The sequence below is a fragment of the Cellulosilyticum sp. genome (assembly GCF_982396655.1).
On the sequence record NZ_CEVXFV010000001.1, the window covers coordinates 191,714 to 207,697 of the forward strand.

Below are 15,984 nucleotides of genomic sequence, written 5' to 3' on the forward strand. Positions count from 1 at the left end.
TGCTTACGCCTCCCCCTTATACGTTACATGTAAGAGTTCATGTACGCGTCCTTTTAAAAGTCCAGAATACAATGACATAATCACTGGGTTTTCTTCAGAACGTTTAATACTGCTCATGCGGTCTGCCTCATATAATCCTTGCCCACGTTTGCACTTCTCTTCATATCTTGCAAATGGCTGACCCGCACCGCTAATACAACCGCCTGGACAGGCCATTACCTCTACTAGGTCATAACTACACTGTCCCTCTTTCATCTTTTGTATGAGGTTTTCAGCGTTTCTAAGACCACTAACAACTGCAATATGTACATTGCGATCTCCAAATGGAATACTGGTTTCCTTTACACCTTCCATCCCTCTTATACCATTAAAGGCAATAGCTCTTAAATTATTAATGGACTTATCATCTGCCACACGGCGGATTACGGCTTCCGTTACACCGCCGGTCACCCCGAAGATAACACCAGCGCCACTATTTACCCCAAAAGGCATATCAATAGCTTCTGGTTCAAGTTCATCAAAAACAATTCCTGACTCCTTAATCATCTGAATAATTTCCTGCGTTGTTAAAACATAGTCGACATAAGGTATCCCATCTACTTTAAACTCATCTCGTGCGGCCTCAGCTTTTTTAGCTGTGCAAGGCATAATTGCTACTGAAACAACCTTCTTATGCGAATGGCTATAGTGCTCTTTTAAAACGGCTGCAAACATTTCCATAGGGGAACGGCATGTTGACACATTAGGCAGTAAATCCTTATGATATGTCTCTACATATTTCACCCAAGCAGGACAACATGATGTAAATAATGGTAATTTTTCATTCATCTCCAAGCGCTTTATAAACTCATTGGATTCTTCGAGTACCGTTAAGTCTGCTCCTGTAGAAGTATCAAAAATTGCATCAAATCCCATACGTCTAAGCGCTGCCACTAACTTGCCCATGACATTCTTTCCGTTTTCTTGCCCAAGTTCTTTATCGATACCAACACGTACAGCTGGCGCTATTTGTACAACCACCTTGCTTCCTAAATCACTTAACGCCTCCCACACATACTGCGTATCATTCTTCACCACAATGGCCCCCGTTGGACAGACTGCTGCACATTGGCCACAGCCCACACATTTAGAGGCATTCATATTTTCATGAAATGCTGTACTAATGCGCATAGCACTACCACGATGTGCAAAATCAATCGCACCTACATTCTGTACTTCATCACACATACGCACGCAGTCACCACATAAAATACATTTACTCTCATCCCTTACAATACAAGGAGATGTAGCATCTATTGGGATTACCTTCTTTGTATTTTCAAAACGCACATTCTTAATATTAAAACGATTTGCAAGCTCCTGTAGTTTACAAGCACCGCTTTTTTCACATGTTGTACAGTCTCTACAATGATTTGCTAAAATAAGTTCTAGAATCATCTTACGATATTTGCGTAATTTAGGTGTATTTGTGTAAACCACCATACCTTCTTTGGGCGGCGTTGAACAAGAAGCTTCTATCCCTCCCAATTTATTTTCTACAACGCAAAGCCTGCATGCCCCATATACAGATAACTCTGAATAATAGCAGAACGTGGGAAGATCAATGCCTGCTTTACGAATAAGTTCAAGTATATTTTTTTCACCTTCAATTTTAACAGGTATATCATCTATTAACATAAACTTATCAGCCATTAGCTAATCCTCCTTTACTGCTTTAAATGGACATGCTGCCATACAGGCACCACATTTAATACATTTTTCTTTATCAATATGGAATGTCTCTTTGATTTTTCCCGAAATAGCGCCAACAGGACATGTTCTAGCACACTTTGAACATCCTTTGCAAATACTCTCATCGATATAAATATGGCGTAATTTCTCACAGGTTCTAGATGGACATCGTTTTTCATTGATATGGGCTTCATATTCTTCTCTAAAGTTTTTAATTGTACTGATAACAGGAGAAGCAGCTGTTTTTCCAAGTCCACATAGTGCTGTAGCAGAAATCGTATCTGCAAGTTCAAGTAACGTATCAATATCATTTTCCTTACCGCTACCTGCTACAATACGCTCAAGTATCTCAAGCATACGCTTCGTCCCTTCACGACAAGGAATACATTTTCCACAAGACTCATTTTGTGTGAAGTTCATAAAGAATCTTGCAACTTCTACCATACATGTGTTTTCATCCATTACAACAAGTCCGCCAGAACCAATCATGGCACCAACCTTTTTAAGAGAATCAAAGTCAAGTGGCAACTCCAAATCCTTCGTTGTAAGACAGCCTCCAGAAGGTCCTCCTATTTGAACTGCCTTAAATCCTGTTCCACCACGCATACCGCCACCAATATCAAAAATCACTTCTCTAAGCGTCGTTCCCATGGGCACTTCAATGAGCCCTGTATTTTCAATATTTCCTGTTAATGCAAAGGCCTTTGTCCCTGGACTATTTTCTGGGCCAATTCCCTTATACCAAGTTGCACCGTTTAATATAATAAGTGGCACATTGGCATAGGTTTCTACATTGTTCAAAACCGTTGGTTTCTCAAACAAACCATGTTCTACGGTACGAGGTGGTTTAACTCTAGGCATGCCACGTTTTCCTTCAATGGACGCAGTAAGGGCACTTCCTTCGCCACATACAAAAGCACCTGCGCCACGATTAATTTTTATATCAAAGCTAAAATCTGTCCCTAAAATATTTTCTCCTAAAAGTCCTTTTTCTTCTGCTTGTGCAATGGCACGGCTCAAACGGCTAATGGCTAATGGATATTCCGCACGCACATAAATATATCCTTCTCTAGCACCACATGCCCTAGCGGCTATCATCATTCCTTCGAGCATACGATGTGGATCGCCTTCCATTATGCTTCGGTCCATAAATGCACCTGGGTCTCCTTCATCACCATTACATACGACATATTTTATAGGTTCTGTTTGCCTTTTAACTTGCGACCATTTACGTCCTGTAGGAAATCCGCCGCCCCCACGTCCTCTTAAATTAGAGTCTGAGATTTCACTTACAATATCCTCATCACGCATTTCAAAAAGTGCCTTTTCTAATGCCTTATATCCTCCAAGTGCAATATATTCCTCAATAGAGGTGGCATCAATATGTCCGCAATGTTCTAACACAAGACGTGTTTGTTTTGCATAAAATGGAATCTGAGCTTGTGTTTCATAAGTTTCACCGTTTTTATGATAAACAAGTCGGTCAATACATTCACCTTTTATCAGTGTCTTTTCTACGATTTCGGCGCAATCTTCTACTTTTACTTTTATATATAAATAGCCCCAAGGTTCTATACGTACCAAAGGTCCCATTTCACAGAACCCATGACATCCACTTTTTTTAATGCCGATTGACTTCTCATGAGGCTCTTCTTCTAAACTTACTGAAAAAGGTAAATTTCTTTCTTTCATTATACGTTCAAATTCTTCGTAAATGTGAAGTGAGCCACCTGCTATACATCCTGTACCACAGCAAACTAATATTTTAATGTTTTGAAGCCCTAATGCCTCACTATAACGTTTTCTTGCCTCGTGTAATGCTTCTCTATTTTGTAACATACTACTTCTCCTCCTTTAATTCATTTAAAAGAGTTATAGCTTTCTCTGGCGTCATTGCCCCGTGTACTTCATCATTAATCATCATTACGGGCGCAAGTCCACAAGCGCCTAAACAAGATACAGTTTCAATGGTAAAAAGTAAGTCATCTGTCGTTGTTTTTTCTTCACTAAGTTCCAGCGTTTCCCTAAGCTTATTCAGTATGGGAACTGATTTTCTTACATGACACGCTGTACCATCACATATCTTAATCACATACTTTCCTTTAGGTTCTAATGAAAAGTTTTCATAAAAAGTTGCTACACCATAAATTTTAGCACTACTCATATGTAACTTTTCGGCAAGATAGGGAAATACCTCCTCAGGTATATATCTGTATAACTCTTGTATATCCTGCAAAATACTAATAATATTACTTTTTTCTGAACCATTTTTCTTTAGAATTTCATCCAACTTATCTTGTTCCAAAATAGTTTTCATAGCATCCTCCATTCATAAAAAAGAATCTTACTTTAAAAATACCTTGCCCACCTCACAAAGTCAATGTTTATTTAGAATTTTATTTATTTTTAGTTTAATATGTGTTTATTTTTAGTTAAATTGCCTAAAAGCAAAAATAGGTCAAAAAGTATTTATATACTTTTTGACCTATTTTTATTTACACATCTAGCCATGACTACATGTGTTGTTGTTTCAAGGCATATCTTAACTCTGGTCTCCCAATACAACCACGATTAATAGATACTTCTACTTGCCCCATTTCTTCTAAATAATCCATATACTTCTTAATAGTTACATTACTTACACCAATATAACTTGCCAGCTCTTTTAAAGTCCAACTGCTTTCAGTTACATTTTCTAATGTATGCATTACTTTAGCTAATGTACGATGCTCTAGCCCCTTAGGTAAATTACTTCTTGAACCTTCTCGCTTTTTATAGGTTACATCAATATCTGCTTGCTCTAAAATCACTTTTTGTCTTAGCACTTCATTTTTAATTTCATGTTTTTTAATAGCTTCTTTAAAACGTTCAAAAGAAAATGGTTTTACAAGATAATCTACTGCCCCATATGCAAAGGCTTCTTGAATCTCATCACTATTTTTAGCAGCTGTAATCATAATAACATCTACTAAACATTTCTTTTCTCTTAAATACCTTAAAATCTCTATCCCCGTTGTCATTGGTAGATAAACATCTAATAAGATAAGTGCTATATTTTCCTTACAAATGACCTCAATCGTTTCTTCAAGGGTAGTTACAGGACCTATCGCCTCTATATTGCCTAGTCGTTCTAGATACATCTTATTAATTGCTGCTGACATAGGATTATCTTCTACTATTAGTACTTTTTTCATCATATTGCTCCTCTTGAGTCATTCTACTTATGTCTATGCAATGTTTTTATAGTTTATTTCTATTATATTATTATAACATTATATCTCCATTTTGAAAATACTTCCATTTTTAACATTTCTCTTATTATCTATTTAATAAAACATCCCATAATGCCCACTTCAAAGGGTATATGTTTAAAACTTCTTATTTCCTCCATTTTAAAGTCTAACTTTTCATACCATTTTCTAAGAATATTATTATTAGCAATGGTACCAATCACAATTCTTTTGCCTCCTTTTTCTATAACTGTTTGCTTTATAAAGTCTACCAAAGCTTCACCATATCCTAGATGTCTAAAAGCAGGCAATACACTTAATTTTTGCATTTCATAGGCGCCATCCCTTAGCTTTTCTAGCGCTACAAATCCGACCTGCTTATTTTCTACAAACATTCCATATAGTTCTATGCCTTGTTGTCTTTCATTTTCCAAACGTTCCTTTTTCAAAAAAGCCCCATGCATAGGATTATTTTCATATGTAAAATTAAAATCATCTGCTACTGTACGAAAACTTTCTCTAATTACCTTTGCACTTTCTTCTATTTCTTCCCCTATAATTTCTCTTATAACATATGCTTTCATCTTATTCCCCCTATCCTAAAAATTATTTGTATATTCATTATAGCCTTTCTCACAAAATATACAATATCTTAATATTTTGTAATGAAACTGTCATTGTCAAAAGCCATTTTACAATATACACTAATAGTTAAAGGATGTGAAATAATAAATGTGTAAAAAATTAATATTTTCTGTGATACTAGGGCTCTCTATGGCCTTTTCAATACCAACTTTTGCACAAACAACACTTACAAGTACACGTCATGTTGTTTTGTCTGCAGAAGGAACACCAATTTATTCTCCTGACTATAAAATAGAAGACATCTTGCTCCCTAGGCAGCTTTATATACTACAAGGCACCCCTGAACAGGTAGGACGTTATAACTTATATTTTAAAAATGTTCTTTTATCCAACTCAAAGGTTAACTATATCAATCTTTATGCTTCATCTGGCGCTGCCCTTACAGGCCGCTGGCTTTATAAAGATGTTTTTGAAAATGGTCAGCTTCAAAATAATAACTTTAATCTCTCACTCGAAGCCACTTCCTCAGATGGTTCTACTACTCTAAGTAAAACCATGCAGGTTGAAGTGATTGATAAAACCAACGAAACACCTGTACGTCTTCTAGCCATTGGTGATAGCTTAACGCGTGCCGGTATATATCTCACCCAAATTAAAAGCAATTTACCTAATATAGAAACTGTAGGTACTAGGGTTTATCCTGGCGAAGACTACCCACGTGAAGGACGTGGGGGATGGACTTTTGAACGTTATTTTAAAAACATTAACTCCCAAGATTTAGATAGCCCTTTTGTATTTCCTGTAGATGTAGACGGATATCATTATAAAGGCAATACTAGAGATTGGCAAAATATTTGCTATACTAATCCTAAGTATTACCTCTATGAAGGTTTCCAAAAAATTGCCCGTGGTTGGTCTGATACCGGTGAATATCTCTATGATGAAAACGGCTATTACAAACATCCCGAAATTGGCGATGTTATGGTTGATCCTACACGCCCAGAAGGTCAACAATGGGTAGAATGGAATGGTTTTAATTGGGAAACACGCATGGTGCAACCTACGGAATTTGAATTTAACTTCACAAAATATATGCAACGTTTTGCGGATGCCTTCCCAAATGGCGCACCTACTCATGTCAGTATTTTATTAGGTACAAATGATTTTGGTGTTGCTAACGGCTTTAACAATGTGGACGAGTATTTATCTTATTATAAAGAGGCTATAAACTCAATCCATACATATGACCCTAATATCAAGGTACTTGTTTGTACATTACCCCTAGGACCAAATGAAAGTATGATTGATGATTACAACTGGCGCTATACGAGATTTGATCGTAACACTAAACTTGCCACTTATTACTTACTAAAGACTTTCGATACGGATGAAGCCCTTTCACAAAACACTTATATTGCACCTATGCATTTAAATCTAGATACAACTAATGGTTTTGATTATAAAGAAACAACGGTTCAACTAAATGGTGTATCTACCAATGTACGTGTTCCCGTCAATAGTATTCATCCTAATAATACTATTGGTCAACTTCAAATGGGGGATGCCTTAAGTAGCATCATTCAAAAAACAAGATAACAAATACCAAAAGAGGCACATTACACTAATCTTATACTGGTGTAATACGCCTCTTTTTATATGGAATGGTTATTTTATTCTTCCGCACGATATTGATGCATCTTTGCTCTAAAAAGTTCTGCTGTGGTCGGTGGTGTATACGTAATACAGTTAGCACCTGCTGCTATTGTCGCTTTAATTGTTTCTCCCGAAGAACCTCCTGTCGCAATAATCGGTAGCGTTGGGTACTTATCTCTAATATATTTAACAATTTCAGCTGTTCTTGCTCCACCACTAACATTGATGATATCTGCCCCTGCCTTAATTTTTCCTTCTATATCCGTCTTCTCACTGATTACTGTTGCAATTACAGGGATATCAATATGTTCCTTAACATAAGTAATTGTTTCATTTGGTACAGGCGCATTTAATACAACACCTATAGCACCTTGAAACTCTGCATGCAGTGCAATATTAGCTGAACGAATGCCATGGGTAATCCCCCCGCCTACACCACAAATCACCGGTATATCTGATACACTTAAAATCGCCTGTGTAATCGTTGGTTGTGGGGTAAATGGATAAACTGCGATAACAGCATCCGCATTAGTATTTTTAATAATTGCAACGTCTGTTGTAAATATTAGAGACTTAATATGCTTTCCAAAAATATATATTCCCGTACATAAATCAATTTCTTCTGGTACACGCACATAATTGTTTCTAAGATTGCTTGTTACCTCAGGTATGTAATTATGTTCCATCTTTTTCTCCTTCTCATTCAAGTATACTGAGATTTCTATTATACATGATTTACATAAAAATTCCATATACCTTCTGTAAATTTTCTTTTAAACTCCTTGTTAGTATGTACAGCCTCTTTTCCTTTATTCTTTTTAAATAGGCTTATAGATTTGCCATCTATATAGAGAAAACAACTAAAAACTATGCATAACTAAATTTTATAAATGTGAAATCTATAGAGAAACCAACTAAAAGCTTAAACTATACATATAGGTATATAGGTTTTTCACATACCTAAAAATCATGCATAACTAAATTTTATAAATGTGAAATCTATAGACAAGCTTATAAATAATAATTAGAAGTTTGTACATACTATAAAGAAACAACCTATACACGCGAAGAATCCTTATAACAAATCATGAAAACATACGGGTGTAAAATGTATACTTACAACAACTAAAGGAACTTATTTTGAATGGAGGTTATTATGAAGAAGTTCATCTATTTATTACCTACTTTATCCCTCTTCCTCGCCTTGATATTTATTACCAACTGCGCTTATGCCACTGAAAATACCACACCGGAGGAAAAAACCGTTTATCTCACCTTCGACGATGGCCCTACACCTAAAATTACAGAGGAGCTGTTAGATATTTTAAAAGAAAATGATGTGAAGGCAACATTTTTTATTGTAGGAAAAGAAATCAAGGGGCGAGAAGCAATTTTAAAGCGTATTTATGAAGAAGGACATGGTATAGGTCTTCATACCTATAGCCATGACTTTAAAAAAATCTATCAAAGCGCAGACGCCTTTATTGATGAAATGGACCAAGACTTAAATGCTATTAACGAAGCACTCGGAACTAGCCTTGATATTAAAGCTATACGATTTCCTGGTGGCAGTGCCGGTAGACTTACCAAACAGTGGCTAGAAGCACTCAATCAAAAAGGCTATCAAATTTACGATTGGAATGTTGATTTAGAAGATGGCATCAAAGGTAATCTTGCACCTAGTGAATTTGTACGTAATGCTAAAAAATTCCGTGATAAGAGTCCTCGCAAAATCATCTTAGCACATTGCAATTCCAATAATAAAAATACATGTTGTGCTTTACCTGAGATTATCAAATACTATAAGGAACAGGGCTACACATTTAAAATCATTGATAATACAACACCCCCTTACTACTATCGCATTAAACAATAAATAACAAACAACACAAAAAGATACGACCTATTGCCCGAAAAATTCAGTGCAATAAATCGTATCTTTTATTGTGCAATATGATTATAATTTCATGATACCAAATGTATCTAATATTGAGCTGATTAAAATTGCTACAATACAGATTGGTGCAATGTATTTAATAATTACAACAAATAATTTTTCTTTTTTAAACGCCGATGACTGTTTAACTTCATCGATAATTGTCTGTGGTTTAATAACATACCCCACAAAGATACATGTCAGAAGTGCACCGATTGGCATTAAAATAGCATTTGTTAAGAAATCCATTTGATCTAAGAAAGCAAGACCTAATATCTTGAATTCACTCCAAATCCCATTTCCTAATGAAGAAGGAATACCTAACAAGATTGCACAAGCCGTTACAATAAGTGTTGCTTTCTTTCTATTCCATTTAAATTCATCACAGAAGACTGCTACAACTGCTTCCATAAGTGAAATAGCTGATGTTAATGCTGCAAAGAATACTAATAAGAAGAACACACATCCAATGATACGGCTCATTCCCATATTTTCAAATACTTTAGGTAAAGTGATGAACATAAGTCCTGGACCTGCACCTAATGCAGTTTCATCGCCACCTGAGAAAGCAAATACAGCTGGAATAATCATCATCCCTGCAATGATTGCGATTCCTGTGTCAAATAACTCAATATGTCCTATAGACTTTTCAAGGTCATCTTCTTTTTTGAAGTAAGAACCGTATGTAATCATAATCCCCATTGCTAAAGACATTGAATAAAACATTTGTCCAAGCGCCGCAACAACTGTTTTTATTGAAAACTTAGATAAATCTGGTACTAAGAAATATTTAAGACCATCCATTCCACCAGGTAATGTAATTGAGTAAATAGCCACTACTACTGATAATGCAACAAGAATTGGCATAAAGATTTTACTTGCTTTTTCAATCCCATTTTTTACCCCACGTAAGATTACCACTGCTGAGAACACAACAAATAGCATTTGCCAAAGAATCGGTTCAACAGGCTTTGCAATATAATCTGTAAAATATGTATCCCCAGCCATAGCTGAACCTACACCTGTTACATAAGATACAAAATATTTAATAACCCAGCCACCAATTACGCTGTAATACGGTAAGATTAAAAAAGCCACAATAGCTGCAATGATACCAATAAAGCTATATTTCTTATTAAGTGCACGGTAGGCGCCAATTGGACTTAACCCTGTTTTACGTCCTAATGCAGTTTCTGCTATCATAATTGTGAACCCAAAAGTTACAACTAATAAAATATATACTAATAAAAATATTCCTCCGCCATATTTTGCGGCAAGATATGGGAAACGCCAAATGTTTCCTAAGCCAACGGCTGAACCAGCAGCTGCTAGAACGAAGCCTAGTTTACTTGAAAATTTACTTCTACTCTCCATTTTGATCCTCCATCATACGTCGATATGTTTCGCGCTTATTTTAAAATAATATATCATATAATTTTACACATTACAACAAAATTCATTTGACATAATATTTAGTCTTTTGTTTTATGTATTATTAAGATTGTTCTTATAAATCAAACAATCTCAAGAAAATAAAAAGCTGTCTCATTGCAATATTTGCATTAAGACAGCTTTTTATCTCTATATAATTTATTCTCGATTACTAATTATTAATTAGCTAATAATTTATTGACACCTGCAAGTTTTACACATACACAGAATAAATCCATTGCAATTTGTAACTCATCTGTTGTTGGATAAGTTGGTGCAATACGAATATTACGGTCATGTAAATCTTTTTTGTAAGGGAATGTTGCCCCCGCACCTGTCATTACAACGCCAGCAGCCTTGGCTAATGCTACTGTTTCTTTTGCACAACCTTCATACGTATCAATTGCAACGAAGTAGCCGCCTAATGGTTTCGTCCAGGTTGCAAGTCCCGTTCCTGCAAGTTCTCTCTCTAAAGTTTTTAAAACAATATCAAATTTAGGTTTAAGCTCTTCTGCTAATTTTTTCATATGTACGCGTACACCCTCAGCATTTTTGAAGTAATGTACTGTACGTAGTTGATTGATTTTGTCATGACCAATTGTTTGAATCCCCATATGCTTCTTAATTTCTGCTACATTGCTTAAACTAGATGCCATAAGTGCTACACCTGCACCTGGGAATGTAATTTTAGAAGTTGAGAAGAAGTAATATACGCGGTCTTCATTACCAACTTTTTCAGCAAGTTCAAAGATATCTGCAAGCTTTTCTTCTGCATAAATGTGATGTACCCCATAAGCATTATCCCAGAAAATTCTAAAATCTGGTGCTGCTGTTTTCATAGTTGCTAAACGTTCTACCACTTCATCACTGTAGCAAATTCCTTGTGGATTTGAATATAATGGCACACACCAAATCCCCTTAATGGTCTCATCATTGGCAACAAGATCCTCTACAAGTTCCATATCTGGACCATATTCTTTCATGGGAATCGTAATCATTTCAATCCCTAAATCTTCGCAAATTGCAAAGTGACGATCATATCCTGGACTTGGGCAAAGGAATTTAACAACTGGTAACTTGCTCCAAGGTGTATGACCTTGTGTCCCAAATAAACATAAGCGCACCATTGTATCATACATTAAATTTAAACTTGAGTTACCACCAATAATAATTTTCTCAGTTGGTATATTTAATAACTCAGAGAATAATCTTTTTGCTTCTGGTATACCATCTAACACGCCGTAATTACGTGCATCAAGGCCATCTTCTGTAATATAGCTTTCTAATGCATCTAAAATGCCATTTGTAACATCTAATTGAGAACCTGCTGGTTTTCCTCTAGACATATCTAACTTTAACTGACGTGACATATACTCTGCATATTGCTTTTCTAACTCTTCCTTTAATGCAATTAATTGTTCTTTCGAATAATTTGTAATCTCAGACACTTCTAATTCCCTCCCATTAACTTTACTTACTATAATTATGATATCTACTAACACATTATACATATTGTAACCTATTTTGTGCAATAAATCATCATAAAAATTTCATTTTTTCTAGTTTTTTCGCAAAAATACGCGATTTTATATGTTTCATTTGAAGTTTTTTGAATGAAGCGTCCGTTTTGTCATCACTTATTTTATTTTTTTACTCTTATTTAACAATACTTAATACATATTCTTTAAAAGATTCAAAAGTTGTTTTTTCACTACTTGTTCCTTTATCCATTTTCTGTGCTCTAAAATCATAGCCAACTGATCCATAACTAAATGCACCATATGCAATATAAAGTGTTTGCTCCCCTAAACTAAATGTTGCATGACGCTCACTTACATAAATGCAGAGTTCAACAAGTGATTTCTCATCTTGTCCCTTACTAATAATCTCTACCATATGTTTAAATACATCAAAACCACCTACTAAAGTTTTCATTTGCCCTTCACAAATGTAAAAGACTTGCCCTGTATTATAAAAATATCTTAGACTTCCAAAAGTTACAGTTTTATAGTCATGATTAATTTTTACCTGCTCAATCTCTTTTAAGCTTTCTACCACGCTATGCCAAGTCACACCTTGCTTAACGCCATTATTTTTTACAGTTTGCTTAAAAACCTCTACTGCCGCTTCTAGGTCAGTCTCCTTCTTAATGATTGTATCATTCATTTTTATATTAAATTCTCCATCTTCATAAGCTAATAAAATCTTACTCATTATATGTCTCCTTTATGTCTCAAATTGATAATAATTATTATATCACATTTGTTATTTAATTTATACATAAAAAGAAGGAAGGCTCTTGCCTTCCTTCAGGCTGTAGACAATTAACTTTTCCATAGTATTTTACTAGTCTAGAAATAGAAAACAGAGGTAAAAATGGACCTAAACTGCTCTTTTTACCCCTATTTTAATAGATTTTCTTGAATAATCCTCACTTAATTTGTGAGTTTATTTTGGAAAAATTCATTTGTCAACAATCTGAGAAGGAAGGCTCTTGCCTTCCTTCTTCTACGCTTGACTTAACTGTGCGTCATGAAACATTTCCCAATCCATATATTTATTTAATTCTTTAATGTTATTTAAAATATCTAGCATATAAGGAAAGTCCCTTAATATCCTTAGCATACAACGTTTACAGAAGCGCTCTCGTTCTTCTGGATGCCTTTGCAGATATGACTTATATCCCCATATATGCGTAAATGTTTTTTGCGACGAATGAAACAGTGTTTCTACATCCGAAAAATTATAGATTTCTATATTATGTTGTGCAGCACACATAGAAATAAGTCTTTGTTCTGCAAAAACCATGTAAATAAGAGGATCTCTCGCCTTAGTATTCTTCATAAATTCAATAGCGCATCTTGTGTATTCTTCTTTAAATTCTTCATTATTTATAAATGTAAATGCTGTATTACACGGTAATAACTGCCAATCAAATTGTTCATTCATCTTGTACGTATCTTCTAAGACAAACTTGTCTATTCCCGGATATACTTCTTCTGTTATATCCTCTCTATGAATAACTGTCAGTTCATGTTTAATTAATTCATTAGCTAAACTCTCCCAAATAATAAAGTCTGTATCTAACATCACACACGGTCCACGCTCTTGTCTTAATGCATAAAGCTTACCTGCTGCCCAAAAAGTATAGGGGTCTATTTCCGCATCTACGCTTTCTTCTAAGCTATAATCTATGCCCTTATTCCATATAGATGCTATACCTAACCTTTGATAATACTCATAGCCTGTAAGGTCCGTCACCATTTTTATATCACCATTAAACTGTTGCCATTTTAAAGCCGATAAAATTGTAGTAAGGAGTTCAAAGTCTTCGATATAGTATTCTCCGCTATGCTTTGCAAAAAACGGCCTTGTCCAATTTGAATGAAATGCGTTCATTGACTACTCCCTTTCCTTAAATAAGCTCTAGCCCATAACCGCCTACACCTGATTCTTCACTATCGCTCTCCCAGTAGCTCATATATATATTCCTCCTAAAAAGAGTTTTCTGCTTGTCTGTATACTTGGTTTCGTATACGTCTTAACTGCCCAATATTATCTAACAATATATGTGTAATGTGGTTAAATATATTATAACACTTAATCACTTGTTTTTGAATTCAAAATTATATTTAATATTGTCTCATTTTTTGTATATATTGGCATATTTTTCCCAATTAGAAAGAAACCCATTATAAGTTTAGGCTCTGTTAGAGCCTAAGTTTAAAATATACATCACATCAATAAATTTCTCCCTATGATGCACATTACTAAAGACTATGAAATATTACCTTTTTTACAAGTAATCGATGATCTGCGTTATAAAGCTATTTTTTCTATTACCTATAGTTCCGGACTTCGTTTGTCTGAAGTTCAAAAGTTACATATCCAAGATGTAGCTAGTAAGCAGATGCGTTTATTCATTTATCAGGCTAAAGGACAAAAAGATTTAAACTTAAAGCGAGTGCTTCACATGAGCACTCGCTTTTTGCCGCCAAACTTCAGATAACTTACAATTCATTTTATTGGTTAAGAGTACTGTTAAAGCAATTTTACAAACTGGAATTGGCTGTATTATTTCTTAAAATATAGAGATGTTATTATACAGCGCCGATATAACTGCGCGTAAAATTGGGCATCATTAAAATACCATTTTTATTATAAACTTCAAATACTGCCTTTAATTCCGAAACATAAGCATCATACATATCATCATGTTCTTTAGGGGCATATGATGAGGATAAATTGCGTCCAATAAAGCCCTTTTCATCAAAATACAATGGATTGTCAAATACGCATACTTCAAATTCACCTGTAAAAAAGTCATCAAAAGCGTTATTTTCAATTACACTGCTTATGCCACCCGAAAATCCTTTGAAATCAGTACAATATTTTTTATTTATTGCTTCGTTTAGTTGAATTAATTGAGATTTTTCATCACGGCTATTCCAAACTAAAATAACTTTACCATTAGGTTTCAAAATACGTTGACATTCTTTTTTGAAGGCTTGCTTGTCAAACCAATGAAACGCTTGTGCAACAGTAATAAAATCTATGCTGTTATCGAGAACCTTTGTATTTTCCGCTGTGGCACTTACCGAGATAAATCCCTTAAATCTGTGCAGATTTTCTTCGGCCATATTTCGCATATTTTCATTGGGCTCAACTGCGAAAACCTTACTCCCTTTTAATAATAACTGTTCAGTTAAAATACCTGTTCCAGCGCCCACATCTGCAACAACGCTATCTTTTGTTAACCCAGCATTCGAGTATAAATAATCTATAAAATCATCTGGATAGGAAGGGCGAAACTTTGCGTAAATCTTACCAAGTCCATCAAATCGCTTTTCATTCATTTTAGTTTTATCCTTTCAAATTTTAAATTTATTATAATCCTTAAATTATATATTTTCTATATTAACCCTTCAGAATTTAAAAGAGCTATTGGAAAGGTCCGCAGTTATAGTTCACTGGAATTTGTCTTTATGCTTTACCATATGCTTTATCCAAGATAAGCTTAACAATAAGCGCCATATCATCGTGATATTTTTGAATTTCCATACCCATTGCTTTCATAAAAAGTAATTTTTCCAAAGAAACAACAAGACAGTTTTCTTCCTCAACAGCCTTTTCTCTAAGATAATCATAATCAAATGTGCATATTTGATTCCATATTTCGAAATCAAACTCACAAATCCCTATATCACCATACAAATCCTTGATATTGTTTGGATACATTTCTTTCAACCTTGCATGGTCGCTAGGGTGGACTATCAAATCAATATCTCTCCCCGCTTTTCGCAAGCCATAATATTCCATAGCCATACCGCCTACAAGCAAAGGCTTGTACTCAAAATCAAATTTGAGTTTTTCCAATTTTATTATCATAGCTATTCCCCTTTATAGATTCTAATTTAC

The 15,984-nt window shown here is 34.8% G+C and carries 15 protein-coding genes; 3 read left to right on the top strand and 12 right to left on the bottom strand.

From position 1 onward, the window contains the following. Positions 1-3: 3 nt before the first annotated feature. From AC1VAQ_RS00825 to AC1VAQ_RS00845, 5 genes are all read right to left on the bottom strand, one after another. Entirely contained in the window at positions 4-1,692 is a 1,689-nt protein-coding gene (locus tag AC1VAQ_RS00825) for a [FeFe] hydrogenase, group A (protein ID WP_303243862.1), read from the bottom strand. Positions 1,693-1,695: 3 nt separating this feature from the next. After that, the gene (gene nuoF, locus AC1VAQ_RS00830; protein WP_302600003.1) at positions 1,696-3,570 is read right to left on the bottom strand and encodes an NADH-quinone oxidoreductase subunit NuoF; all 1,875 of its coding nucleotides are present in this window, start codon (positions 3,568-3,570) and stop codon (positions 1,696-1,698) included. Between the two features lies 1 nt (position 3,571). Continuing rightward, positions 3,572-4,039 carry an NADH-quinone oxidoreductase subunit NuoE family protein gene (locus AC1VAQ_RS00835; RefSeq protein ID WP_334306970.1) on the bottom strand — a complete coding sequence of 156 codons (468 nt, stop codon included), beginning with the start codon at positions 4,037-4,039 and terminating at the stop codon, positions 3,572-3,574. A gap of 205 nt (positions 4,040-4,244) precedes the next feature. Next, a complete protein-coding gene (locus tag AC1VAQ_RS00840; protein WP_302600001.1) occupies positions 4,245-4,925 on the bottom strand; it encodes a response regulator in 681 nt (226 codons plus the stop codon). Positions 4,926-5,053: 128 nt separating this feature from the next. Beyond that, positions 5,054-5,545: a GNAT family N-acetyltransferase gene (locus tag AC1VAQ_RS00845; protein WP_302600000.1), complete on the bottom strand. Its 492-nt coding sequence runs from the start codon at positions 5,543-5,545 to the stop codon at positions 5,054-5,056. A 190-nt stretch (positions 5,546-5,735) separates the two neighbouring features. On the opposite strand from AC1VAQ_RS00845, the gene AC1VAQ_RS00850 reads away from it, so the two are divergent. Continuing rightward, a complete protein-coding gene (locus tag AC1VAQ_RS00850) occupies positions 5,736-7,142 on the top strand; it encodes an SGNH/GDSL hydrolase family protein (protein ID WP_303243863.1) in 1,407 nt (468 codons plus the stop codon). A 74-nt stretch (positions 7,143-7,216) separates the two neighbouring features. On the opposite strand, the gene AC1VAQ_RS00855 is transcribed toward AC1VAQ_RS00850, so the two are convergent. Continuing rightward, positions 7,217-7,885: a beta/alpha barrel domain-containing protein gene (locus tag AC1VAQ_RS00855; protein WP_302599998.1), complete on the bottom strand. Its 669-nt coding sequence runs from the start codon at positions 7,883-7,885 to the stop codon at positions 7,217-7,219. Positions 7,886-8,355: 470 nt separating this feature from the next. On the opposite strand from AC1VAQ_RS00855, the gene AC1VAQ_RS00860 reads away from it, so the two are divergent. After that, complete coding sequence (locus AC1VAQ_RS00860) at positions 8,356-9,075, top strand: polysaccharide deacetylase family protein (protein ID WP_302599997.1); 720 nt, start codon at positions 8,356-8,358, stop codon at positions 9,073-9,075. Positions 9,076-9,156: 81 nt separating this feature from the next. On the opposite strand, the gene AC1VAQ_RS00865 is transcribed toward AC1VAQ_RS00860, so the two are convergent. The 4 genes from AC1VAQ_RS00865 to AC1VAQ_RS00880 form a co-directional block, all read right to left on the bottom strand. After that, positions 9,157-10,509 carry a sodium-dependent transporter gene (locus tag AC1VAQ_RS00865; RefSeq protein ID WP_302599996.1) on the bottom strand — a complete coding sequence of 451 codons (1,353 nt, stop codon included), beginning with the start codon at positions 10,507-10,509 and terminating at the stop codon, positions 9,157-9,159. 236 nt (positions 10,510-10,745) lie between these two features. Continuing rightward, positions 10,746-12,014 (bottom strand): aspartate aminotransferase type Ic, encoded by a 1,269-nt coding sequence (locus tag AC1VAQ_RS00870; protein WP_479903380.1) that lies wholly within the window; start codon positions 12,012-12,014, stop codon positions 10,746-10,748. A gap of 208 nt (positions 12,015-12,222) precedes the next feature. Further along, entirely contained in the window at positions 12,223-12,780 is a 558-nt protein-coding gene (locus tag AC1VAQ_RS00875; RefSeq protein ID WP_303243864.1) for a hypothetical protein, read from the bottom strand. Positions 12,781-13,074: 294 nt separating this feature from the next. Next, positions 13,075-13,965, bottom strand: a complete 891-nt coding sequence (locus AC1VAQ_RS00880) for a DUF6734 family protein (RefSeq protein ID WP_479903381.1) — start codon at positions 13,963-13,965, stop codon at positions 13,075-13,077. 358 nt (positions 13,966-14,323) lie between these two features. Between AC1VAQ_RS00880 and AC1VAQ_RS00885 the strand changes: the two genes are divergently transcribed. Then, positions 14,324-14,575, top strand: coding sequence for a tyrosine-type recombinase/integrase (locus AC1VAQ_RS00885; RefSeq protein WP_479903382.1), 252 nt, complete (start codon positions 14,324-14,326; stop codon positions 14,573-14,575). A 91-nt stretch (positions 14,576-14,666) separates the two neighbouring features. Here the strand turns inward: AC1VAQ_RS00885 and AC1VAQ_RS00890 are convergent, their stop codons facing one another. After that, a complete protein-coding gene (locus AC1VAQ_RS00890; protein WP_479903383.1) occupies positions 14,667-15,422 on the bottom strand; it encodes a class I SAM-dependent methyltransferase in 756 nt (251 codons plus the stop codon). A gap of 127 nt (positions 15,423-15,549) precedes the next feature. Beyond that, a complete protein-coding gene (locus AC1VAQ_RS00895; protein ID WP_302597910.1) occupies positions 15,550-15,954 on the bottom strand; it encodes a hypothetical protein in 405 nt (134 codons plus the stop codon). Positions 15,955-15,984: the final 30 nt, after the last annotated feature.